Raw genomic sequence first — 25493 nt, 5'->3', positions numbered from 1 at the left:
CGACCTAATAATTTTTAACAATAAAAAAGGTGAATTGTGATGGCTAGCCCACTAAATTAAGGTAAGTTTATTAAGCTGTCTTATTATTTTCCAATAAAATCAGCGCACTTTCCGCACAACAGGGCTTATAAAAAAAGTAACCTTGAATTTCATGACACCCTAAGTTTTTCATTAACTCATACTGCGCTTTTGTTTCAACACCCTCGGCAATAATATTTAAATTCAAGTTACTTGCTATCAAGATAATCCCCTGAATAATCGCTTTATTTTTAGGGTTATCAGCCACATCCTTAACAAAAGATGGATCTATTTTTATCGTATCAATAGGGTATAAATTAATGCAGTTTAACGATGAGTAGCCGGTGCCAAAATCATCCAAGGCAATACGTACGCCATAGCGCTTAAAACCTCGAAGTATATCCAAAACGACCTGTTCATTTTCAATTAATGCATTTTCGGTAATTTCAATTTGAATTTCAGCGGGATTAATTTGGTAATGCTTAATAATACGTATGTAATTTTCTAATACCGACATATTACGTAATTGCAGGGCCGATAAATTAATGGCGAGGCGTGGATTTACAAAACCAAGATCTCGCCAAGCTCTATGTTGTTCGCAAGCTTTTTCAAAAACCCAGGTATCAATTTGATTAATAAAACCAAGCTCCTCGGCAAGGTGAATAAAGTTCTCAGGTAAAATCATACCTCGCTCTCGATGATTAATTCGCACCAGTGCTTCAAAGCCGACTATTTTTCCAGTTTCGGCTGAGACCTGAGCTTGATAATTCAGCACAAAGCGTTTACTTAACAAGGCATCACGCAATATTTCTTCATTTAAATTACGTAACGCATATTTTTGATCTAATAATTTATCGTAAAATACATAGTTATTTCGCCCCTGGGATTTTGCTTGATACATGGCATTATCGCCCTTTTTAAGCAATAACTCAGCATCAACACCATCGAGAGGATAAAGGCTAATACCGAGACTAAGGCCTGTAAAAATGGTTTTATCTGCTAATAAAATGGGTGCTTTGATACGGCTAAAAATACGTTCTGCAACATCAATTACTTCTGCTTCATTGACTATTTCCGGCAAAATAATAACAAACTCATCACCACCTAACCGTGCAAGTATGTCGTGAGACCGAATCGCCCCACTAAGCCGTTTCGCAATTTTAATTAATAATTGATCGCCATAGGCATGCCCCATGGAATCATTAACATGCTTAAAGTGATCCAAATCGATAAACATCAATGCAAATTTTTTGTCATTGAGCGACGAATATAAAATAGTATCGGATAGTCGTTCTTGAAATAAAGTACGATTTGGTAACCCAGTTAATATATCGGAATAAGCTAAATTATTAATTTTATCTTTTTGTAGTTTTTGTTCTGTCACATCTTCAAAAACACCACGATATCCACAAAAGTGATTATCGATAAAAATAGCTTTAGCAGAAATAAGCAAACAGATGACCTTACCATTACGGTGTTTATACCAACACTCATACTCAGTTAAATCCTCATAATCACACATGCTGTTTAAGCAACTGTCATCTTCATCGATATTAAAGGCATTAATTTTTTTATCGAGCAACACCTCTGGCGAATAGCCAATAATATCTAACGATGATTCAGAGCAATAAGTAAATCGATGTGAAGCATTTGTTTCCCACAACCAATTAGAAGTGCTATGGGCAATATCACTAAACCGTTTTTCTGCTTTTTGTAAATCATGAATCAGTATTTCGTTTTTCAATGCAGAACTTATAATGGCTCGTAGGTTTTCAAAAGCGTCTCCTTTGCGATCGCTTAAGTTAATGGTCATAAAACCAAGGTGTTTTTTTCTAAAGGACAAAGGAAAAACCATTAATGTAAAACGTGCGTTATAAGGTTCTAATTCATTAGGAATAATCTGCTTGGCAATAAAGTTCTTATCTTTAAGTGACACTAACTTGCTTCTTCGCACCGCCACCATATTTTTAGCCGTCTGTAGGTCTTTATTTTCATCATCAAAAAGAGAGATATATAACTCAGATATTTTCAGCACATTAACGGTATAATTTTGTATCGATGTCAGATCAAATGAGTTGTTAAGGCCGTTTACAATGCCTCTAAAATAATTTAAATAATATTCATTTTCAAACATCTGATATTTAATCGCGATTTGTGCAATATCGTTTTTTATCGCTATTAATTGACTAATAAAACCCAGTAAGTTATCACTTTCTAAGCGATGTTCGAGATAACATAAGCTAGTGACCTCAAGCTTTGCCGTTAACGCTAACCAAACCAATATATCTTCAGACTTTAATGCACCTTCTAAATTTTTCTTTAATTGTTTTAAAAAACGAGCAAAGGTATTTTGCTCAATGGCTTGATAATATTCGGCTAACAACAACGCTGCACTGTCGGCCATGATCCCACCTTTATATTGTGCAACCATTTTATTAAAACTCGCTTTTGCATCTTGGAAAATGGAATCGTCTTCAATCGTGACAGAAGTTGCACTAAATGGTTGAATCACCCCCTGTTGATAATGATGTATCGATGATTCACAGCCACAGGATTTTCGAATAATTAACGAGGTAGGTATCTGGACTTCAGATAATTGTTCGCCTCCCTCTATTTGAGTAATTAACTCAATAGCTGCCGCTCGGCCTAATTCAAATAATGGCTCTTTAATACTGGTCAAAGGTGGTTTAGCAAATGTTCCTTCTAATGTATTCATCGAACCAACCACGGCAACCTCGGTGGGCACGCTAATGCCTCGTTCTTGGCATGCATCAATCACCCCAAAAGCTTGGTTATCATTCAATGTAATCATCACATCAAATTCACATTTGCTATGCTTCCCTTCATCTAAAAAGCAGCCCACTTTTAACTTAGTAGCAATACGATTTAAGTCGGAATAAATAACCATCCATGGTTCAAAAGGCAAGTCATATTGGGCTAATAAGTTTTTATAAATGACCATCCGACTATTAGAAGAAGCATGGTGTTCAGGCCCCCTCACTAATAAAATTTTTCGGTAACCATGAACATGGTATAAATGCTCAAATAGCTCAATGAATCCACTCTCGTAATCGGTCAAAATATTAGTCAGCCCATGAATCTGACTTCCAATATTAACCACGGGCACATCAGAAAAACGCGCAATAAATGCTGCTCTAGCGGTTTGATTTAAAAAGCGCATATGAGAACTAAAGGGGCTAATTACACCTGAAATAACGTTCATATCAATCAGGTCAAACACTTTTCCCCGTGCCAGTGTTAAAGGGTCGTCAGAGTTAATCACTCCACCACAAAAAACAATCAGGTTATAGTTTTTTTCCGATGCGACATAGGCGGCACCGCGCATAATTTCTTCTTGATACTCCGATGACATTGATCCCGCTAGCAATGCAATGGTGGGAAGACCATTTTGCAATACACTTGAAGGTGATAAATCAGTATCAGGCATAAACAACAAGTCCTTAAGGCAAGGCTAAATAAACAAAAAGGGGCGATGATAAAAATGCGTATATTTATGTTATGAATCAATCAATGTCATTTAATCATTCTATATTATAGTCATTAAGATGATTTTTTGATGGTGTCAGCATCGACAAAACGAGCAGAAGATCATAGAAATAACTGAAAAATAAAAGGACAACGCTGAATAAAATAGTAAAAGGCATTCGCAATTATAGGAACTCCCTTTATAATAAAGATTCATATGGAAGAGTTTGCAATATGAGCGGCCTAGAGTTAATTAGAAAATAACTTTACTGTCTTTATTTTTAATAACCTTCACTGTACCCTGAACCGTTAAAGTAGTTTTTGTAAACTTCCCAATCAATAAAGACAAGTGTATAAATTATGAATGCAGAATTTGTTAATCCTTTTTTATCTTCTTTTATTAATGTATTGCAAACAATGGCACAAGTTGAAGTTAAACCCGGTCGACCTAGCCTTAAAAAAGACGCCATTGCACGAGGTGACGTATCTGGTTTGATTGGTATGGTTGGACCAACTGCAAAAGGTTCATTTTCAATCAGTTTCGATAAAGAATTAGCATTGAATGTCTTCCGACTTATGGTTGGTGAAACAATCGAAGAACTTTCTGAAGATATTACCGATATGGTCGGAGAAGTTACTAATATGGTGGCAGGCGGTGCAAAGCGCCAACTTGGAGAAAAAGGCTATGAATTCAATATGGCAACGCCTATTGTTGTCACTGGCCCAAACCATACAATAAAGCATCAGGTTGATGGTTCCAAAGTATTAATGCCATTTATTTCTGAACATGGCAAAGCTTATATCGAAATTTGTTTTAATCAATAACGTCCTTTTTATTGCCAATATATATACCCGTTACCATTCAAGATGCAGAAATCAGCAAGGCGAGAGGTGAGCAGATTCTAGGCATAAAGGTGAAGATCTAACGGGTTAAATTAGTTTATTTCTTTGTTGAAAGTTTCGTTAAGGGAACACCATTTACATCAACTTTCGCCTCAAACTAAACCATTTTTCCAGCGCAAAAAAAACCTCTTTACGATTAACGCAAAGAGGTAAAAACAAGGGAAACTAAACATGAAAATTAATTAGTTCATAAGGTTAGTCAGTCACCCCTTTAAAAAGTTCAACAATATTTATATTTAATTGTTTAATGCGCTTCATCCCAATTATCACCAATCCCAGCGTCAGCAATGAGCGGCACATCTAAATTAGCAGCATTCGCCATAATCCGTTGAATTTCTTTAATATACGGCTCAACCAACTCCTCTTTAATGCTAAAGACTAATTCATCGTGTACCTGCATTAATATTTGTACGGTGCCCGTTTCTTGTTGTGCAACCCAACTCGCCATATCTATCATTGCTTTTTTAATAATATCTGCCGCCGTCCCCTGCATCGGAGCGTTAATTGCTGCACGCTCAGCTGCTTTTTTTAACATACCATTTCGTGATTTTATATTCGGTAACTGTAAACGACGACCTAAAATCGTCTCAACAAAGCTGTTTTCATGTGCAACGGCGCGAGTATCTTCCATATAAGTCAGCACGCCTGGATAACGATTAAAGTATCGATCCATATATTGCTGTGCTTCTTGACGCCCAATATTAAGTTGTTTAGCTAGCCCGAATGCACTCATGCCATAAATCAAACCAAAGTTGATTGCCTTAGCGCTTCTACGTTGATCAACGCTAACATCATCAAGTGCAACGGAGAAAACTTCTGCAGCCGTGGCTTTATGAATATCTTTACCCGTTGAAAATGCATCTAAGAGTCCTTTATCTTGCGATAAATGCGCCATGATCCTTAATTCGATTTGACTATAATCGGCTGCCACAATTTTATAACCCGGTTTAGCAACAAAAGCCTGACGAATACGACGCCCTTCTGCACTACGAATTGGAATATTTTGTAAATTTGGATCGCTTGAAGATAAACGCCCAGTGACCGTAACAGCTTGATGATAAGAAGTATGGACTCGCCCTGTTTTCTCATTGACCATTTTTGGCAATTTATCCGTATACGTTGACTTAAGTTTACTTAAACCTCGGTGTTCAATAATCAGTTTTGGTAAAGGATAAGTGAGTGCCAACTCCTGCAGTACTTCCTCAGCTGTCGATGGTGCACCTTTAGGTGTTTTCTTAATAACAGGAATATTTAACTCTTCAAATAGAATTGTTTGTAGCTGTTTAGGGGAGCTTAAGTTAAAAGGTTTACCTGCTTCTTTATAAGCTTCTTCTTCGAGTATTTGCAAGCGTTTCGCAATTTCATTACTTTGCATGGCAAGTAATTGGCTATCAATTTCAACACCGCCACGTTCAATATCAGAAAGAACACTTAATAATGGTAATTCAATCTCATTAAATAACTTAAGTAGGCTCGGAATTGCTTTTAATTGCTCAAATAAATTGAGATGTAAGCGTAAAGTCACATCGGCATCTTCCGCAGCATAAGGTGCCGCTTCTTTAATTGCAATTTGATTAAAGGTGAGTTGTTTCTTACCTTTACCCGCAACCTCTTCAAAAGAGATACATTTATGCCCTAAATACTTTAACGCCAAAGTATCCATATCGTGCTTACCGGTACTATCAAGAACATAAGCTTCGAGCATCGTATCAAATTGAATTCCTTTTAATTCAATTCCGTGATTCAGCAAAACACTACGATCGTATTTTAAATTCTGTCCCACTTTATGATAATCATTGCTTTCTAATAAAGGCTTCAATTCAGCGAGAGTTTCATCTAAATCCAATTGCTTAGGCGCATCAATATAATCATGTGTAAGCGGAAGATATGCCGCTTCAATAATAGGATCATCATCACTGTCGATATTGCTTTGTATTGCAAATGATAAACCGACAATTTCAGCTTGCATATAATCAAGGCTGGTTGTTTCTGTATCAAATGCAAATAATGGGGCATCTTTTAACTTATTAATCCACTGGGTTAACTGCCCCTTTGTATAAATCGTTTTATAGTTACTACGATCAACACCTGAATTGCCAACAACAACATCACTCACTGCAGCACCAGCTTCCGTTGATGCTTTAGACACCATTTGCCCACCATCTAGTAATGCAGCTAACCAACGCTTAAATTCGAGTTTACCAAATAGTTTAACTAAGGCATCGGTATCTTGAGGCTTTGGTTTAAAATCTTTATAACTTTCAGTTAATTCAACATCTGTTTTAATGGTTGCAAGACGATAAGACAGACGCGCCATCTCTTCATTATCTTGCATTTTTTTTGCCATGCTTTTACTACCGCGAAATCCAAGAGGTGCAAGTTTTTCTAGGTTTTCATAGATAGCATCCATTGAACCTATTCCTTGTAACATAGCTAATGCCGTTTTCTCTCCTACCCCCGGCACGCCAGGAATGTTATCAACTTTATCTCCCATCAAACCAAGATAATCGATAATTAATTCTGGTGGTATCCCGAACTTATCATTCACGCCTTGAACATCAAGTACAGTATCTGTCATTGTATTGATCAATAGCGTATGTTGATCAACAAGTTGTGCCATATCTTTATCGCCGGTACTAATCAACGTACAGATACCTTCGCGGCTTGCTTGACGTGATAACGTGCCGATTACATCATCGGCTTCAACGCCATCAACAATTAAAATGGGTAACCCCATCGCTTTAATCACGTTATGTAAAGGTTCAATTTGACTTCGTAAATCATCGGGCATACTTGGACGATTTGACTTGTACTCTTGATACATTTCATCTCGAAAGGTTTTACCCTTCGCATCAAAAACCACAACGATATGGCTTGGATTAAATTGCTTTAACAAACTCTGCAACATATTTACCACGCCATAGACAGCCCCCGTAGGCTCCCCAGCGGAATTCGTTAAATGAGGTGGTGCATAAAAAGCACGATAAAGATAAGACGAGCCATCAACAAGAACAAAGGGATTTTCAGGAATAGTTACCATCAGCTTTTTACCAAAATAAGAGAAAATTAGTTAGATTATACCGATTCATCTCTTAATAGCAGACATTTTTATATTAATAAAAAAACATAAATACTTGCATTAATTTAAAGGTAGTCTACACAAGACTCAAAAGGTAAGTAGCCATTCACTATCGACGGAGAAAAAAGCTGTGGATAACTCTGTTAACTGTTTTGGATAAAAATAAGCCGTAAAAAAGGAATTTAAATTTTACTATATTTTTCAATAATTTAGATGCAACTAAAAATGCACATAGTAATAAATTACGATGTGCATAACAAAACAAATGAGAATCTTTATTAATGCTAATTAAGAGGTAATATGATTTCTAACTGGATTAGCATACATGTTCAATACGGTTTCTTGGAGCTCAGGTTTAACCGATTGCAGTCGCTGCGTGAACTCTTTTTTACTCGATGTTTTAATTTTTTCAGACTCCTCCTGCGCGGCAATAAAGTTAGAAGGATGAAGGTAATAATTTTGATATATTTGTTTATCTATTTCTTGAGCAACTTCTTCGGCAGTCTCAAAATCGGCTTCTAATGGAGTACCAAAAGACACATGAACATGCCCTTTTTGGCCGATAATACCACTGACAATGCTTTCAATATCTTCAAATTGTGATTTTTGATATTCACCCTTTTCTGCTTTGTCATATAACTCTTGTGCTTTTTGCTGATCACAGGGATCAAATTCATAAGACACCGCGACAGGTACAATATTGAGTTGTTTTATATAATCCGAAAAAGGAATTTTATTCTTCTTACCGTTCACATAAAACATCTTCACAATAGCAGGCTCTGTTTTATCAAAACCATCCTTTGCACGCCCTTCTCGCTGAGCGATCCAGATGCTACTGTCTTCCTGTAAAGAGCTAAAAATATAGTCGGAAAGATGCGCTAAAGCCTTCATCATTTCACGCATACCAGAGACAGAGCGTTTCACAATAAAGCTTTTATTCATCCGCATTAAATCAGATACATACGGCTTACTCAGTAAATTATCACCAATCGCAATACGTACAGTTTTGAATTTTTCGATAAATAATGCCCAATTAACAAAGGTCGGATCTAAGGCAATATCTCTATGATTAGAAACAAATAAGTAATTTTTAGTGGGATCAAGATTCTCTAGACCTGAATAAGTGAATTGGGTCGTTGTAGAATCGATCATATGCTGTAAATAATGCCCAACAACAACCTGGACATCATCAATCGTCTTCAGACTGCCCCAACGATAGAGAAAATAGCGACGTAATAATGGTTTTAAGATAAATCCAAGATATTTAGCCGCCTTCGGAAAACGAAAGCCGATGATCGCATTAAGAAATTCATTATTGTTAATAACACGTTGAATTGCAGGTTGGATTTCATCATCATTATACGGGCGAATATCACTAAACTTATCTGATGCGGTAACCATTTTTCCACTCTCTATAAAATTGAAGGCGCATTTTACCTGCTTTTAAATCAAAGCAACAGCAAGCTGAATCAATAAATAAGAAAATTATACTAATTACAATAATAAAATAAACGATATAGAGATAATATAAATGCTTAGCATAGCAATTTAAACTCAGTAACTAATTGTTATAATTAATAAAAAACAAAGTAAATAGGCATTCATTAAAACCGGTTTAAATAAAAAACATTCCAATCAATTTTTATACCCAAATAGGTTTAAAACGAAACAGTTCTTGAGGTAAAAGTACTTTAAACGTCTCTTCGTCCAAATGTGAAGCATGTAAGTATTCATCCAACCATTTTGCTTTAAATAATCGAGAAGCGCGTAATTGTTCATATTTAGAAAAATGCATCGCTTTAAACAAAATCTGACCAACCGTTCCTCGGTCTTCAAAAGGGACTTGTTCGACCTCTTCTCGCAAGGCATGAACAAGATGTGGAAAGGATTTTTTAAAGGACTTTTCAGATAACGTCAAACTCAATTTTAAATTTGATTTTGACAGTAATAATGCCTGTAATGAGGCTGAATCCGTCTGCATTTCAAAGAAAAATTGATATTGATTTTTATCGCTTTTTTCACGCGCCTGATCTAAGCAAGCAGTTCTCACCGATTCAAAACAATTAATATACTCTTGATAACTCGACACATATCCTGAATTAACCATAGCAGATAGCAGCATGCCTTCATAGGGACGACGATACTCAGCCTGAAGCATCAAGGATGTACAAGCCTGCCCAAGGGTCATGTGATAACGCCATAGTTTTTTGGCAAATAGACGATTATGACGGCTATATGCGTCGATATGTCCCTTAAATAGAATGGCAGGAACGAGAAAGCGCAAAACATCGGTACCGATTAATCCAATCGCAGTTTGAACATCTTTAACAATGCGAGGCTCCCGTGCTAATTCAGCCATAAAGGCTTCATTACCAACTAACAGCAAAATGCGGTTACGCACCGTTATATTAGATTCTAATAATGTTGCGAGCACTGAATAGCGAGGTTCACTCGCTAATAGTTTTGTTAATAATTCAACTGAATTTTTCCGATACTGAAGCTGGGTGTCGAGGACGTTGCTAGTATCTTCTAATTTTTCGTTAATGGCTTTAAGCAATGACTGTTGAAAATAACGCGTTAATACTGCATTACGCTTTGCTTTAATACGTCGATCAGCTTCAACTCTTTCAACCCGTTTTTTTTCAACGTCTAACAGGACTCTTTGATTCCACCCGCTTTCTGGGATGAACTCATTTTCTTGTGCTTCTTCACTCTCATTTTCCAACAAACCGTCGTTATAATTCTCTTCCTGATAAATACTATTTTTACCAACAAGAAAACGAAGAAACAGTTTTTCAATAGACTTAGAGATAGGGAGTTCAGCAGAGGCTAATTTTTTTTCCGTCATAACAATTAAAAGCATCCCTACAAAAATAAATATTGTGGTTTATATTTTCAGATAAAAATGACCACATTAAGCGTAACTGAATGAGTTAAACGGAAACATCATAGCGAAAAATCACTGGTTAATAAAACTGAAAATGCAGTGATTTTTCATTACCTAATTAAATAAAGGCAAATGCATCGCCAAAGATTCGATCAACGTTTGCACCTTGCTGAGTAAAGTCATCGCGTGCAACTTTCGCCATTTCAAAACGACCAACGATATAAATATCAAAAGGGCTAAGATCTGCAAATTCAGCTAAAACAGCCTTATGAACATATCCCTGATGCCCGCTCCAATTTGGATCCGATAACTCGACTACCGGATGGAAATGAATATGAGGGTATTGTTTTGCCCATGCGATCGCTTCATCTTCGAAGTAAAAGTGTGCATGCTCCTTCACTCCCCAGAAAAGATGAACTGGATTTTCTAATTTAAGATCAATAATTTGCTCTAAAATAGATTTAACATAAGAAAAGCCTGTGCCGCCGGCCATTAAAATAATAGGCCGTTGCGAATCTTCACGAAGAAAAGCGGTTCCATGCCCTATTTCAGCTTCTATTTTTCCTTCGGCCTTCATTTTTTCAATGACTTCCATTGCATAACGGTTTTCGACTGTTGCACCTATATGTAATTCAATTTGGTCGCTCAAAGGTGCATTTGCGATAGAAAAATGGCGCTTATCCTTTTCCCCCATAACCACCGATAAGTACTGGCCTGATTTATAAGAAACAGGTGTCTCTGGTGATAAAAAAATACGATATAAAAAATCATTTAACTTTTCAATGGAACTGACATTACAAATTACAGACTGCATGGACTTCTCTTTTTAAAATAAAATCTAAATAAAAATTAACAATAACGTAACAATTAAGACATTATATCTAATTCATCCCATAAATCGTCAATTTTATCCTTCACCTTATCATCCATGGTGATAGGCACTCCCCATTCTCGGTCAGTTTCCCCTGGCCATTTATTAGTTGCATCCATTCCCATTTTAGAACCTAATCCCGAAACGGGTGATGCAAAATCAAGGTAATCAATTGGTGTATGTTCAACTAATGTTGTATCTCGAGCGGGGTCCATTCGGGTTGTAATCGCCCAAATAACATCTTCCCAACGACGAATATTCACATCATCGTCACATACAACAATAAACTTGGTGTACATGAATTGACGTAAAAAAGACCAAATGCCAAGCATTACCCGTTTCGCATGACCAGGATAACGTTTTTTAATTGAAACAACCGCCATTCGATAAGAACATCCTTCCGGTGGCAAATAAAAATCGATAATTTCAGGAAATTGCTTCTGTAGAATCGGCACAAAAACTTCATTTAGAGCAACGCCCAGAATAGCAGGCTCATCGGGTGGCCGACCAGTATAAGTGCTATGATAAATTGGATTTTCGCGCTGAGTAACGTGTGTTACGGTCATCACTTGAAAGTCATCAACTTCATTATAGTAACCTGTATGGTCACCATAGGGGCCTTCAGGAGCAAGCTCTCCGGGTTGTAAGTAGCCTTCAAGAATAATTTCAGCACTCGCAGGCACATCAAGATCATTGCTAATACATTTTGCGACTTTAGTGCGCGAACCACGTAATAGTCCAGCAAAGGCATATTCAGATAACCCATCTGGAATCGGTGTAACAGCACCTAAAATGGTCGCAGGATCAGCACCTAGCGCAACCGTAACAGGAAAAGGTTTATTTGGATTGGCTTCTTGCCATTCACGAAAATCAATCGCGCCTCCTCGGTGCGATAGCCAACGCATAATGATTTTATTTTTTCCTAATAATTGCTGACGATAAATACCTAAATTCTGACGTTTTTTATAGGGACCTTTAGTAATTGTTAATCCCCAAGTGATCAAAGGGGCAACATCACCAGGCCAACAAGTCATGACAGGTAGCTTTGTTAAATCAACCTGATCACCTTCCATAATCACTTGCTGACAAGCAGGATGTGATACTTTTTTGGTCGGCATATTAAGTACTTGTTTAAATATCGGTAACTTTTCCCATAAGGCTTTGATCCCTTTTGGTGGCTCAGGTTCTTTCAAATAAGCCATCCACTGACCGACTTCCTTAAGCTCACTAACATCATTGCGTCCCATTGCCATAGCAACACGTTGAGTTGTACCAAAAAGATTGGTTAATACCGGCGTGTTATAACCCTTTGGGTTTTCGAATAATAAAGCAGGTCCGCTAGCTCGGAGCGTTCGATCTGATATCTCAGTCATCTCTAAATTAGGATCAACTTCTTGGCTAATACGTTTTAAGAGCCCCTGCTCTTCAAGCTGAGAAATAAAATCGCGTAAATCATCAAACTTCATAACGCCCTCGAATAAAAATTAGTTAAAAAAAACGCTACCTTAAAGTAGCGTTATCTTTCAATGTTACTTCAATGAGATGAAAGTTTATTTGGCTTTCTGATTCTTCATTGCAGTAAAGAATTCATCATTGGTTTTACTTAAGCCAAGTTTATCAATCATAAACTCAGTTGCACCCGTTTCACCCATAGGATGAACAATCTTACGAAGGATCCACATACGCTGTAGTTCATCAGGTTTAGTTAGTAACTCTTCGCGACGTGTTCCTGAGCGAGTAATATCAATCGCAGGATAAATACGTTTTTCAGCAAGCTTACGGTTCAAATGAATTTCTGAGTTACCAGTCCCTTTAAATTCTTCGTAGATAACTTCATCCATTTTAGAACCGGTATCAATCAACGCTGTTGCAAGAATCGTTAAACTACCACCTTCTTCAACATTACGCGCTGCACCAAAGAAACGTTTCGGACGTTGTAATGCATTCGCATCTACACCACCGGTTAATACTTTACCTGAGCTAGGTACAACGGTATTGTAAGCACGTGCTAAACGGGTAATCGAGTCTAACAAGATAACCACGTCTTTTTTATGCTCAACTAAACGTTTTGCTTTTTCAATAACCATTTCAGCAACTTGCACGTGACGGCTTGCAGGCTCATCAAAGGTTGAAGCGACTACTTCACCACGCACTAAACGTCTCATTTCTGTTACTTCTTCCGGACGCTCATCAATCAATAATACGATCAATACTGAATCGGGATAATTAAGGCTAAGACTTTGCGCAATGTTTTGTAACAACATTGTTTTACCCGCTTTTGGTGGCGCAACAATCAAACCACGTTGACCTTTACCAATTGGGGAGACTAAATCAAGAATACGTGCCGTAATATCTTCCGTACTACCATTACCATTTTCTAAACGGAAACGTTCATCAGGATGAATAGGGGTTAAATTTTCAAAAAGGATTTTATTACGGGAGTTTTCAGGCTTGTTGAAGTTGACTTGATTAATTTTTAACAATGCAAAATAACGTTCACCATCTTTAGGTGGTCGAATCTTACCTTCAACACTATCACCCGTTCGCAAATTAAATCGGCGGATTTGACTAGGTGAGATATAAATATCATCAGGACCGGCCAGATAAGAACTATCTGAGCTTCGTAAAAATCCGAAGCCGTCTTGTAATATTTCTAAGACCCCAAAACCAAAAATGTCTTCGCCGCTTTTCGCATGAGCTTTTAATATTGAAAAAATAATATCTTGTTTTCTTAGGCGGGCTAAATTTTCTAGTCCCATCGATTCACCAAGAGTAACAAGCTTAGAAACAGATGTGTTTTTTAATTCGGTTAAATTCATAAGTTATATAGATGCACAGAATAGAAATGAGTAAGTAATTAGTTGGATTTGATCGTCGATCAATAAAGTTGTTTATATTTTAAGCGCAAAGATAGCACTAAAATAAAGGTTAGTCCAGATTGGAAATGAAGTCGAGCACAACAATTCCAATCTGTGATGAATTTTTAGATATTTGCATCCAAAAATTCAGTAAGTTGTGCTTTAGATAACGCACCAACTTTAGTCGCACTAACAGCGCCATCTTTGAATAATAACAGAGTAGGAATACCACGGATACCAAATTTAGGTGGTGTCGCACTGTTTTCATCAATGTTCAGTTTACCGATAGTAACCTTACCTTCGTACTCAGAGGCAATTTCACTAAGGATAGGAGCAATCATTTTACAAGGACCACACCATTCAGCCCAAAAATCAACAAGAATAGGCCCATCGGCGTTAATTACGTCTTGATCAAAGCTTGCATCACTTAAAGTGACAATATTTTCGCTCATTTTTCTCTCCAGAAAGATTTGGCTAGTAAATAAATACTATAACACGGATATTTAAAAAATTAATTTTTGATATTTGAATCGATCTTAATATTTATTGCAAGTATAAAATGTTATACTTTATTAATGAATAAAACACACCTAACTCAAACAAAATTTACAGACCTTCCTCTAGAGAAGAGTCTAATTTCAGGTTTAACCTCACAAGGTTTTGAATATTGTACACCAATTCAAGCTATGTCCTTGCCGATTACCCTTATGGGAAAAGATATTGCAGGACAGGCTCAAACAGGTACTGGTAAAACACTTGCTTTTTTACCCGCAGTATTCCATCACTTATTGACACATGAGCAACCTGAAAGTCGCCGCAAGAATCAACCTCGGGCTATCATTTTAGCACCGACACGTGAGCTTGCAATTCAAATCCATAAGGATGCTCTATCACTTGCTAACACATCTAAATTGCGCCTAGGTTTAGCATATGGGGGCGAAAAGATTGAAATTCAACACAATAAGTTAGAAAAAGGTGTCGATATTTTAATTGGTACGACAGGTCGTATTATTGATTTTGTCCGTCAAGGCGTCATTAACCTAGGTTCAATACAAGCGGTAGTGCTAGATGAAGCCGATAGAATGTTTGATTTAGGCTTTATTAAAGACATTCGTTATCTGTTCCGCCGTATGCCTGAAGCAAGTATGCGTTTAAATATGCTATTTTCGGCAACACTATCACATAAAGTGCAAGAGCTTGCCTTTGAACACATGAATGACCCGGAACACATTCAAATTGCACCAGAAGTAATGACATCAGCAAATATTACTGAAGAACTTTTTTATCCATCAAACGATGACAAGATGCTATTGTTGCTAACGTTAATGGAAGAAGAATGGCCCGAAAAAGCAATCGTCTTTGCCAATACAAAACATGCATGTGAAAAAGTATGGGGATATTTAGCTGGTGATGGCCTGCGCGCAGGATTACTGACCGGTGATGTGCCACAGAAAAAACGTATCAAAATTCTTGAACAGTTTACAAATGGCGAAATTGATGTATTAATTGCAACCGATGTCGCAGCTCGCGGGCTTCATATTCCAAAAGTGTCACATGTTTTTAACTTTGACTTACCCGATGATTGCGAAGATTACGTTCATCGTATAGGTCGAACAGGACGAGCTGGTGAAAAAGGATTAGCGATTAGCCTAGCTTGTGAAAAATATGTATTTAATTTACCCGCAATTGAAGAATATATTAAACACCCAATTCCGGTCAGTGAATACGATAAAGATTCATTACTTGATTCTCTACCCGTAATGAAAATCACGAAGTACAAGGCCAACACAAATAATCGTAAAGATAATTATCACCGTAACCATAAGCGCTGAATAAATGAATAAGAACCACTATACTATTATCGATCTTGGCTCCAATAGCTTTCATATGCTAACCGTAGACAAAATAGATAATGGTTTTAGTGTTGTATCAAAAAACAAACAAAAAGTAAGACTTGCTTCTGGTCTAGATGCCCAAGGAAATCTAGACCAAGCAACTATGGAACGAGGATGGTCATGCCTCCAACAATTCAAGAATGAATTAACACAAATTAACCCCATCAATGTTTTAATTACTGCTACTGCGGCACTTCGTCTCGCTAAAAATAATCATCATTTCATTAAACGAGCTGAATTAATTCTTGGTCACCCAATACATTTAATCTCTGGTATCGAAGAAGCAAAAACAATCTATAAAGGTGTTGTTTTTACAGATAATATTTCTGAGCAGTTATTAGTTATTGATATTGGTGGTGCAAGCACGGAACTAATTATAGGTAATGGCCCGCAGGTTATAGAAGCACAAAGCTTGGATATGGGCTGTGTAACTTGGTTAAATAAATTTTTTGCAGATCAAAAACTCAATCAAGAAAACTTTACTGCAGCGATTGCAGCTGCCAAAGAGATTATTGCCCCATGGCGTGCACATTATCAACATCATGGTTGGATACTCACCATGGGGGCTTCTGGCACGATCCAAGCCACTCAAGAAATAAATGAGGTTCAACAATTAACCGAGCAACTCAACCTTGCACTGCTCAATGCAATTAAACAACAGTGTATTCTTTGTGAAAATATCAACACCCTTGAAATTATCGGTTTAAAAGAATCTCGCATCCCCGTTTTTGCAAGTGGATTAGCAATATTAATTGCCCTCTTTGAATCATTAAATATTGAAGAGCTAAAGCAGTCTAAAGGCGCATTACGAGAAGGGCTTATTAGTATTTTATTTAGTAATAATATCAATTTTCAATAATATACCCATTACCAATCAAGAGGTATTTGAACGAGTGACACATAGGGCAAGTCATGAGGCAAACATCTTCGTCGTTATAACGTCTTGATTTAACCCGTTAGATCTTTAACTTTATGCCTAGAATCGACTCGCCTCATGGCTTGCTGATTTTTACATTTTGACTGGTAATGAGTATTTAATAACGACCCTATCTCATAAATAAGTCTTATATAAAACTACAACTTGTGAAATAAAAACAACCGCTGTTATACTGTTCTAAATCAAATATCTATCAACCATCTAAAAATGCGGAGTAAGGACATTCTATGCGTTTATCTTATTTACTATTAACTTTACCAGTTTGTCTGCTTGCTGCCTGTAGTACACCAACGACTCCTACGCAAACAATCACAACCATAACGCCTGTAGAAGAAGCAGAGCCAGTTATAAAGCAAGATTTCACAAAAATTTTAGCTGATAATTTTAGAGGTCAAATTTATTTCAAAGGTAATGATGCCTATTTCACTGGATGCGAATCTGACCAGGTTTTTCCAATCCAAGAAAATCTACAGTTAGCTAAAGTCTATCAACGAATTAGTAATCAAACCTCACAGCCAGTCTATGTCGAATTTACAGGAGAAGTTATCTTTCCAGAGAATAAAAATAGCGAATTCGATGCGATTATGCGAGTTGATAGAGTCCACCATATGGCACCCGCAAAAACCTCTCTTCAATGTGCAACGCCAGTCAATGGTTCTCTAATTCATGCCAAAGGAGAAGCACCTTATTGGCGATTAAGTATTGACGGTCAAAACCTATACTTCGCAACAAAAGCACATAATCAGGTATACCAAACAAATAAAGTTAATTTTCAAACAACACAAATGAACTCAGTAAAAAGTATTAATAAAGACGATAAACCACTTAATGTAGTGATTAAACCAAATGAATGTTTTAATTTAAAAGACCATGAATACTGGGGATATAGCGCCACAGTTATAACTGAAGAAAATACATATGAAGGGTGTGGCGAACCAGGCTGGCCGAGTATCGATAATTCATTTGCAGGCTATTACTTAAACGAAGCTCAAGCAAAAGTTGTTAATTTAACTTTAAATTCTGATGGTACAGCTCAATATCATCAAAAAACAGTGACAGGATCTAGCTTAAAAACGGGTTATTGGAAGACCAATACCCCTGACCGTGTTGTTGTCATGTTAACTAAATCGGGTGATGCTAATATTCGTGAAGAACTCGTATTTACACGTGATGGATTAACACTCAGTACAAAGGAAATCAACAATAACAATATAATTGAAAAACTAAACAATTCCTTAGTATTTAAAAGAATGAATATGGAGGAAACAGATGAAGAAGGTGTTGAACCAAGTATTACTCGCACCTTCTCTCCTGAACTGCTTAATCCAAGTGCGAATATCGATCCAGTGATTCAACAATCAGTAGACACCTACTTTAAGATTCACCGTACGGATCCACATAATACTCAATTTAATTCTGTAATCTATGATTTAAATGGTGATGGCATTAAAGATGCCATTGTATTACTTGACTGGTGCTCTAAAAATGGGTGTGAAATGCTTATATTTGAAGGTACAAATAATGGCTATAGGTTTTCAAGTCGTGTATCCCAAGTTAAGGCACCTATCACACTAGCTAAAGAGCAGCACTTTCTTTGGCAAAGTCTGCTAACAGAAAAATCGGGACAGACAAAGAAACTTGATTTTGATGGCATCAGTTATCCCAATGATACAAATAACTTACCTTCGGCGAGTAAAATTGATGAATCCACGGGTGTTGTATTATTTAGTCAAGGTCGCCCTAAAACTTGGTTTCCAATTAGACCTTAAACAAACACGTTCACAAATAAAATAAAAAGGACCTAGGTCCTTTTTATTTTACGTGTTTACAATCACAACTTACTCTAGATACAAACTCAATAACAACATTCTCTTTATTTTGATAATGTTAAAATAAAAATACTATTGAATTTAATTTCACCATTATCATACTATTTAAGCTCATTTCTGGCTAATAGAAGTTATTTAGATTCTGATATCACCTGTTTAATAAACCGAGTTAAGAATGCATATTTATTTTTTGACTCACTATTCTCTTTAACTAATCCTTCTAAATTATATCCATTCAGCATAATGACAAATAGGCGATCACCTTTTGGTGTTTTTACCAGACCTAATAAGTTAGACACTCCCTTCATTGATCCCGTTTTTGCAATAACCTTTCCCTTTAAGTCTGCTTTTCTTAGACCTCGATAATTTTTAAGCGTGCCGTCTATACCCGAAATGGGCAGCGTAGATAACAAATTCAATTGTTTATCATTTTTATACACAAAATTAAGCACAGACATAAAGAGTTCAGCACTCATTAAATTATGACGAGATAGCCCTGAGCCATCCGCAATATAAGCATTTCCTAAATCTATATGTTGCGCTTTTAAAATCTGTTTAATGGCTAACGAACCATTACGAAAATTACCTGCTTGATGAAAATAAGCACCTCCGACAGTTTTAAATAAACTATCTGCAATTAAATTATTTGATTTTTTCATCATCAATTGCAGTAATTCATTTAAAGGACGTGAGTCATGTTTTACCAGTATTTCATTCGTCGGAATAGTACGAACTTGTGTATCTGGGTCTAATAACACCTTGCCCGTAACCTTAATACCTAAAGAAGATAATTCAGACGTAATAATACTTTGCACATAGGAAAAGGGATCATTAACTGAAAATGCAAGTGGAAAAGCACGATCTCGCGGCACCATGCACCCCCATAAGTGATATTGATTATGACTGCCTCGGGTAACTTCGAGTGCACAAAATTGTTCATCACGTTGTGCCTTAGTGACCACAGAAACATCACTAATCAAACTAATCGGCTCATAGTCTGGAATAAATAAGCGCGCTTTGTGAGGATCCTCGGTGCTCACACTTAAATTACCTTGAACACAGTTTTTATTAACGATAATTGCATTGGCAGGCGACGTATAACAAACACCTAAATCGTTCCAAGGCTGCCCATCACTCCATTGATAACCATTAAAGTGAGATTGATTAATAAAAACATGACCAGTAATTTGTTGAATACCTAAACTTTTTAACTCCATTAACATAGCATGAATATCTGAACGTAATAACGTCGGGTCACCAACAAAATGAAAATACAAATCACCATTATATTGATGCTGTTTAATTTTTTCCTTTTGCCCCTCAATAATTGTACGATAACGAAAATCTTTACCTAAATATAAAGTCGCTGCAGTAGCCGTTAACAATTTTTGAATACTCGCGGGTGTACGTAAAGTAGTCTGATGTGATTGTGCTATCACATGATTATTATCAGGATTAACAACTAGATAAGAAAGTTGTGTACCTTTGGGCAGTAGTGACGAAGCTTCAGTCCAATCATCTGCTAAAAGGTGAGCAGAAGAAAAGAGCAAAACAACCGATAAAAGACGTAAAAACATAAATGAATTCCCTGATAGCAATGTTATAATTTGTGCATTGTCATTGCTTAATATGAGTCAAAACGATGAATAACCCACTATATCAGAAAAATATTATTTCCATTGCTGATCTTTCACGCAGCGACCTTGAACTTATTCTCCAAACAGCCTACTCCTTAAAACAAACCCCACAACCAACACTATTACAAAACAAAGTCATTGCGAGTTGTTTTTTTGAAGCATCGACACGAACACGACTTTCCTTTGAAACAGCTGTACAACGTTTAGGAGGAAGTGTCATTGGCTTTGATAGTGGCGGTAATACTTCCTTAGCACAAAAGGGAGAAACATTGGCAGATTCAGTACAAGTTATTTCTTCCTATGCCGATGCTTTTTTTATGCGACATCCACAGGAAGGAGCGGCACGTTTAGCTTCTGAATTTTCAACCGTTCCCGTCATTAATGGCGGTGATGGTGCAAATCAACATCCAACTCAAACACTTCTCGACTTATTTACCATCTACGAAACTCAAGACACCCTCGAAAATCTTAATATCGCATTTGTTGGTGACCTAAAATACGGCAGAACAGTACATTCATTGGCACAAGCTTTGTCCTTATTTAACTGTAACTTTTATTTTATCGCGCCTGAAGCCTTGGCAATGCCCGATTACATTTTAGATGAGTTAGACAATAAAGGAATTAACTATTCGCTCCATCAAAGCATAGAAGAAGTTGTCGATACCCTTGATGTCCTCTATATGACTCGCGTGCAAAAAGAACGTTTTGATGAAACGGAATACCAACATATAAAATCAGCTTTTTTACTCAATGCAAACATGCTCGAACACGTTCGCCCTAACTTAAAAATATTACATCCCTTACCGCGTGTAGATGAAATTCATAAAAATGTTGATGAAACACCATACGCTTATTATTTCCAACAAGCACAAAACGGTGTTTATGCACGACAAGCCTTGCTTGCTCTTTTACTCACTAATCATTTCACTGCGAATATTTAGGGGAATATAATGCAAAAAAAATTACAAGTTGAAGCAATTCAAGATGGTTCAGTAATCGATCATATTCCCGCACAACAGGGCGTTAAAATATTACGATTTTTTAAATTCACTCAAACTAATGAGAAAATCACCATTGGTCTAAACTTGCCTACTCATAATGGCGAAGGAAAAGATCTTATCAAAGTGGAAAACACTTTCATTAGCGATGAGCAAGCGAATCAATTAGCGCTATTCGCTCCCGATGCAACCATTAACCAAATAAAAGATTTTAAAGTCGTTAAAAAATTCAAAGTACAATTACCTGACTTCTTTATTGGTGTACTGTCTTGCCCTAATAGCAACTGTATTAGCCATAACGAACCAGTAAAAGCGCGCTTTTACGTCAACAAAGGCACTGAGTTACGACTAAAATGCCATTATTGTGAAAAATCATTTAGCCGCACTTTTTTTAATGAATTGGATTAAACAGAAATAAATAATCCAAACAAATTTTGAAGGGGCTTGTTCCGCCCCTTTTACCTATCGCTCTCAAATATAAAACCACATTAAAAATTAATAAGTTACATTTACTCCCCCGATTGAAAATATATCTTCATAGTCGCCTGTCGGTTTTGCATCTTAAAGTCGATTAGGTATATACTGACTTTACTATTTTATTTATAGGTGAACCTGATGATGCAATATAATACTTCCATGCTATGTGATATTTATGCAGATACCGTTGATGTGGTTGAACCACTTTTAACAAATTTTGGAGGCCGAAGCTCTTTTGCGGGTGAAGTTGTCACCATTAAGTGTTTTGAGTCCGTTGGGTTGATTTATAAAATGCTTGCCGAAAATGGCGCAGGCAAAGTACTTCTTGTTGACGGTGGAGGCTCATTACGACGCGCCCTGATTAATGCTAATATTGCAGAACTCGCCGTTGAAAATGACTGGGAAGGTATTGTTGTTAATGGCTGCGTTAGAGAAGTTGACCTACTTGAAGAATTTGATATTGGTATTCAAGCGATCACCGCTATTCCCGTCGGCGCTGATGATAACGAGATTGGTGAAGTAAATGCACCAGTAAATTTTGCAGGCGTCACTTTTTTACCTGAAGATATTCTCTATGCAGATAGCACTGGGATTATCATTTCGCCAGAGCCTTTAGATTTAGATGGCTTAGATGAAATCGACGACGAAGACGAAGATTAATGTAAAGTCGATAATCTAAAAATTTATTTGAAACAATAAAAAGCCCGAATAATAAACAGATATATTATTCGGGCTTTTTATTGACAGAAAATTAAAGTGTATCTTCTGACTTTTCAATTTTACCGACTAATGCACTAAGGCGAGATTGCCATTGTTGGTGCTCTTCGGTTAATTTAACATTTTCTTCTTGAAGTTGGTTATTTTTACCCTGTAAACCTTGCTTATCGGTTTTTAACTCTTCAATTTCCATTTGTAATAATGCAATAGTATCGATTGCATTCTGAATTTTACTTTCTAACTTTTCTAATAGCTCTAATGTCATCATTCACCCTTACATAATGCATGTCATTTAACATAGTTAATAATTGATCCAGTGAGAATAAGCATTACCGATTGCATATTCAACTATTGTTTTACTTTAATCGCAATATTATTCAATAAACACGATATATTGTCGTTAAAATCGGCAAATCCTAATTAATAACAAAAACGAAAAGGTTAAGGCCTTATTTATCAAAGAAATACTTTACGCAAATCAAACCTGCTAAAGATTTTGTTCCATTGAAAGTGAAGGCATATCGCACGAAGGAGTACCAACAACTTTCGCAGGTACACCTGCAACGGTCATATGCGGTGGAACAGGCTCTAACACGACACTACCAGCTCCAACTTTCGCACCAATACCAATTTCTATATTACCCAGCACTTTTGCACCTGCACCAATCATTACCCCTTGACGGATTTTAGGGTGACGGTCGCCACATTCTTTACCTGTCCCACCTAATGTTACTCCCTGTAGTATGGATACATTATCTTCAATAACAGCCGTTTCCCCGACAACAATGCCAGTTGCATGGTCAAACATAATACCTTTTCCAATATTGGCCGCTGGATGCACATCAACGGAAAAAATTTCAGAACAACGGTTTTGAAGATACTGAGCAAGCGGGATCCGCTTTTCTTTCCACAGCCAATTTGCTACACGGTGTACTTGCAATGCATGAAACCCTTTTAAATAAAGCAATGGAGTTGAGTAATTTTCAACGGCAGGGTCACGATCTTGAACAGCGACAATATCAGCCATTGCTGAATTAATTATTTCAGGATCCTTAATAAATGCTTCTTCAATCACTTCTCGGACTAAAATAGCAGGCATAGTCGGAGAACCTAAGCGACTAGCAAGTTGGTAACTAAGTGCAGATTGTAAGCTTTGATGATTTAATATAGTTGAATAATAAAAACTGCCTAAAATAGGTTCATTAACAGAGCAACTCCATGCCTCTTCTCTTATTTTCTTCCATAAGTCTTGCTGAAGTAACTCCATTATTCATTTTCCTTTGCGACAAAAATAGTATGCGTTTCGGTGTCTACTTTATAATGTATTTTTTCTTTTGGAACGACTGAAATCGGATCAGGATGAATAATAATATCGACATCAGAGAACAACTTTTCTAATTCGTCCTCTAGCAATTCAACTTTTCGATGGGCTTCCATCAAGTTCAATTCATCGGCTAATTCCAAATGAAGCTGAATAAATTTGGTATTACCCGATTGTCGCGTGCGTAAATCATGCACACCAATAACACCATCAAGCTCACAGGCAACTTTTACAATTTGTTGTTCTTCTGATTTAGGTAACTGCTTATCCATCAATGCATCAACGGATTGTTTACCGATTTCCCAGGCACCGTGCAAAATATAAAAGCTGACTAAAATAGCAAAAACGCCATCAGCCCAATACCACCCTAAACCGGATAAAATCAATGCGAGTAAAACGGCAGAATTTAACGCAATATCAGTACGATAGTGCAATGAATCTGCTTTTATTGCCATGCTACCGGTTTTCTTAACAATGTAGGTTTGAAACAGTACCAATAAAACGGTCACCAGTACAGAAAATAGCATTACAATAATCCCTAACTGGGAAGCGACGATAGTTTTTTCATGGATCAAAGCAGAGATACTATTAAATAACAAAAATACCGCAGAGCCCGAAATAAACGCCGCCTGTGTTAAGCCGGCTAAGCTTTCTGCTTTCCCATGCCCAAAACGATGTTCTTTATCTGCAGGCTGCAAAGCGACTCTAATAGCAAGAAGGTTTATAATTGATGTGGTCACATCCATCAAGGAATCGGTTAAAGCGGCTAAAATACTTGAAGAACCTGTTGTCATCCAGGCTATTAATTTAACAATAATCAATAAAGAAGCAGCGGCAATTGCTAAACGCCCCGCCATATTAACTAAACGTTCGTATTCGTCTCGTGCTATATTATTTTGCAAAAAAAACCTTCAATATATCAATTTATGAAGGCTTTATTATATACCCAATATATCTGTAGATGCTAATTCAAAGGCTATTGGTTATTTTTCTTTCCTTGGCCACGGCGATCCATTTTTTGTTCATATTGGGCAAATAACAAATCCATTTTTTCTTGTTGTTCATCGGTTAATACATGATAAACATCGTAAGTCATTTTCATTTTATTAAGTTGATGAGTTTGTCTTAGCGTATCTTTACTTTCAATTAACGATTTTGCTTCCGCTGTATCAAATGTGTCAGCCGTTATTAAGCTTTGCATTTGCTGACGATAATCACTTTTATTATCTGGTTTTACTTTAGCATCTCTGTAATCTTGGATAATAGTATCAATCGTTGTTTGTTGTTCAGCAGTTAAATCAACTAATGCAAGCATGCTTTGTAACGGTGCGCCGCCTCGTTTTCCTTTGTTACCCTGTTTGGCATAAACAGTTGAAAAAGTAAGTGGTAAGATCACCGCTGCTAGTATTGCTTTTTTATATAATGATTTCATTTGGTACTCCTATTATGACTTTCGTTATCTTATTTTTACGTGATTAAGTATAAATCAATGAAATGGGAGTAACGTCAGATAAGGGTAATACTGTGTAAAGAAGTGTAAACAATGATACAGCTAAATAAAAAACATGTTTAATACCCTG

At 36.7% G+C, this 25493-nt stretch carries 20 protein-coding genes; 7 read left to right on the top strand and 13 right to left on the bottom strand.

Annotation, left to right across the window (positions count from 1 at the left end; translation table 11 throughout):
• Nucleotides 1–70 precede the first annotated feature (70 nt).
• Nucleotides 71–3466 (bottom strand): EAL domain-containing protein, encoded by a 3396-nt coding sequence (locus ACR30L_RS01855; protein ID WP_435236353.1) that lies wholly within the window; start codon nt 3464–3466, stop codon nt 71–73.
• A gap of 398 nt (nt 3467–3864) precedes the next feature.
• On the opposite strand from ACR30L_RS01855, the gene ACR30L_RS01850 reads away from it, so the two are divergent.
• Nucleotides 3865–4329, top strand: coding sequence for a chemotaxis protein CheX (locus ACR30L_RS01850; protein ID WP_435236352.1), 465 nt, complete (start codon nt 3865–3867; stop codon nt 4327–4329).
• 322 nt (nt 4330–4651) lie between these two features.
• Here ACR30L_RS01850 and polA read toward each other — a convergent pair whose 3' ends face one another.
• The 7 genes from polA to trxA form a co-directional block, all read right to left on the bottom strand.
• Nucleotides 4652–7447, bottom strand: a complete 2796-nt coding sequence (polA, locus tag ACR30L_RS01845; RefSeq protein WP_435236351.1) for a DNA polymerase I — start codon at nt 7445–7447, stop codon at nt 4652–4654.
• Nucleotides 7448–7774: 327 nt separating this feature from the next.
• The gene (locus ACR30L_RS01840) at nt 7775–8887 is read right to left on the bottom strand and encodes a lysophospholipid acyltransferase family protein (RefSeq protein WP_435236350.1); all 1113 of its coding nucleotides are present in this window, start codon (nt 8885–8887) and stop codon (nt 7775–7777) included.
• Between the two features lie 241 nt (nt 8888–9128).
• Entirely contained in the window at nt 9129–10334 is a 1206-nt protein-coding gene (locus tag ACR30L_RS01835; protein WP_435236349.1) for an HDOD domain-containing protein, read from the bottom strand.
• Between the two features lie 157 nt (nt 10335–10491).
• The gene (gene fre / locus ACR30L_RS01830) at nt 10492–11187 is read right to left on the bottom strand and encodes an NAD(P)H-flavin reductase (RefSeq protein WP_435236348.1); all 696 of its coding nucleotides are present in this window, start codon (nt 11185–11187) and stop codon (nt 10492–10494) included.
• A gap of 53 nt (nt 11188–11240) precedes the next feature.
• A complete protein-coding gene (ubiD, locus tag ACR30L_RS01825; protein WP_435236347.1) occupies nt 11241–12710 on the bottom strand; it encodes a 4-hydroxy-3-polyprenylbenzoate decarboxylase in 1470 nt (489 codons plus the stop codon).
• Nucleotides 12711–12794: 84 nt separating this feature from the next.
• On the bottom strand, nt 12795–14063 hold the full coding sequence (gene rho, locus ACR30L_RS01820; RefSeq protein ID WP_435236346.1) for a transcription termination factor Rho: 1269 nt from the start codon (nt 14061–14063) through the stop codon (nt 12795–12797).
• A 164-nt stretch (nt 14064–14227) separates the two neighbouring features.
• The gene (trxA, locus tag ACR30L_RS01815; RefSeq protein WP_435236345.1) at nt 14228–14554 is read right to left on the bottom strand and encodes a thioredoxin TrxA; all 327 of its coding nucleotides are present in this window, start codon (nt 14552–14554) and stop codon (nt 14228–14230) included.
• A gap of 123 nt (nt 14555–14677) precedes the next feature.
• Between trxA and rhlB the strand changes: the two genes are divergently transcribed.
• From rhlB to ACR30L_RS01800, 3 genes are all read left to right on the top strand, one after another.
• Nucleotides 14678–15934 carry an ATP-dependent RNA helicase RhlB gene (rhlB, locus tag ACR30L_RS01810; RefSeq protein ID WP_435236344.1) on the top strand — a complete coding sequence of 419 codons (1257 nt, stop codon included), beginning with the start codon at nt 14678–14680 and terminating at the stop codon, nt 15932–15934.
• A gap of 4 nt (nt 15935–15938) precedes the next feature.
• Nucleotides 15939–16856 carry a Ppx/GppA phosphatase family protein gene (locus ACR30L_RS01805; protein WP_435236343.1) on the top strand — a complete coding sequence of 306 codons (918 nt, stop codon included), beginning with the start codon at nt 15939–15941 and terminating at the stop codon, nt 16854–16856.
• Between the two features lie 305 nt (nt 16857–17161).
• Nucleotides 17162–18703, top strand: coding sequence for a hypothetical protein (locus ACR30L_RS01800; protein ID WP_435236342.1), 1542 nt, complete (start codon nt 17162–17164; stop codon nt 18701–18703).
• A gap of 191 nt (nt 18704–18894) precedes the next feature.
• Here the strand turns inward: ACR30L_RS01800 and dacB are convergent, their stop codons facing one another.
• On the bottom strand, nt 18895–20340 hold the full coding sequence (gene dacB / locus ACR30L_RS01795; RefSeq protein WP_435236341.1) for a D-alanyl-D-alanine carboxypeptidase/D-alanyl-D-alanine endopeptidase: 1446 nt from the start codon (nt 20338–20340) through the stop codon (nt 18895–18897).
• 65 nt (nt 20341–20405) lie between these two features.
• Here dacB and pyrB point away from each other — a divergent pair, with 65 nt between their 5' ends.
• The 3 genes from pyrB to rraA all read left to right on the top strand — a co-directional run bounded on the left by pyrB (nt 20406) and on the right by rraA (nt 22535).
• The gene (gene pyrB, locus ACR30L_RS01790) at nt 20406–21341 is read left to right on the top strand and encodes an aspartate carbamoyltransferase (protein ID WP_435236340.1); all 936 of its coding nucleotides are present in this window, start codon (nt 20406–20408) and stop codon (nt 21339–21341) included.
• Nucleotides 21342–21350: 9 nt separating this feature from the next.
• Nucleotides 21351–21806, top strand: coding sequence for an aspartate carbamoyltransferase regulatory subunit (pyrI, locus tag ACR30L_RS01785; RefSeq protein WP_435236339.1), 456 nt, complete (start codon nt 21351–21353; stop codon nt 21804–21806).
• A gap of 210 nt (nt 21807–22016) precedes the next feature.
• Entirely contained in the window at nt 22017–22535 is a 519-nt protein-coding gene (gene rraA / locus ACR30L_RS01780; protein ID WP_435237859.1) for a ribonuclease E activity regulator RraA, read from the top strand.
• Between the two features lie 91 nt (nt 22536–22626).
• Here rraA and ACR30L_RS01775 read toward each other — a convergent pair whose 3' ends face one another.
• From ACR30L_RS01775 to ACR30L_RS01760, 4 genes are all read right to left on the bottom strand, one after another.
• Nucleotides 22627–22857 carry a cell division protein ZapB gene (locus ACR30L_RS01775; protein ID WP_435236338.1) on the bottom strand — a complete coding sequence of 77 codons (231 nt, stop codon included), beginning with the start codon at nt 22855–22857 and terminating at the stop codon, nt 22627–22629.
• 222 nt (nt 22858–23079) lie between these two features.
• A complete protein-coding gene (cysE, locus tag ACR30L_RS01770; RefSeq protein ID WP_435236337.1) occupies nt 23080–23859 on the bottom strand; it encodes a serine O-acetyltransferase in 780 nt (259 codons plus the stop codon).
• Nucleotides 23859–24815, bottom strand: a complete 957-nt coding sequence (locus tag ACR30L_RS01765; protein WP_435236336.1) for a cation diffusion facilitator family transporter — start codon at nt 24813–24815, stop codon at nt 23859–23861. Before ACR30L_RS01765 ends, cysE begins: the two co-directional genes overlap by 1 nt.
• A gap of 74 nt (nt 24816–24889) precedes the next feature.
• Nucleotides 24890–25345 (bottom strand): Spy/CpxP family protein refolding chaperone, encoded by a 456-nt coding sequence (locus tag ACR30L_RS01760; RefSeq protein ID WP_435236335.1) that lies wholly within the window; start codon nt 25343–25345, stop codon nt 24890–24892.
• Between the last annotated feature and the right edge of the window lie 148 nt (nt 25346–25493).

Source organism: Psychromonas saccharinae (assembly GCF_051201515.1).
Lineage (GTDB): Bacteria > Pseudomonadota > Gammaproteobacteria > Enterobacterales > Psychromonadaceae > Psychromonas.
This window is presented reverse-complemented; position numbering and strand designations above follow the sequence as displayed.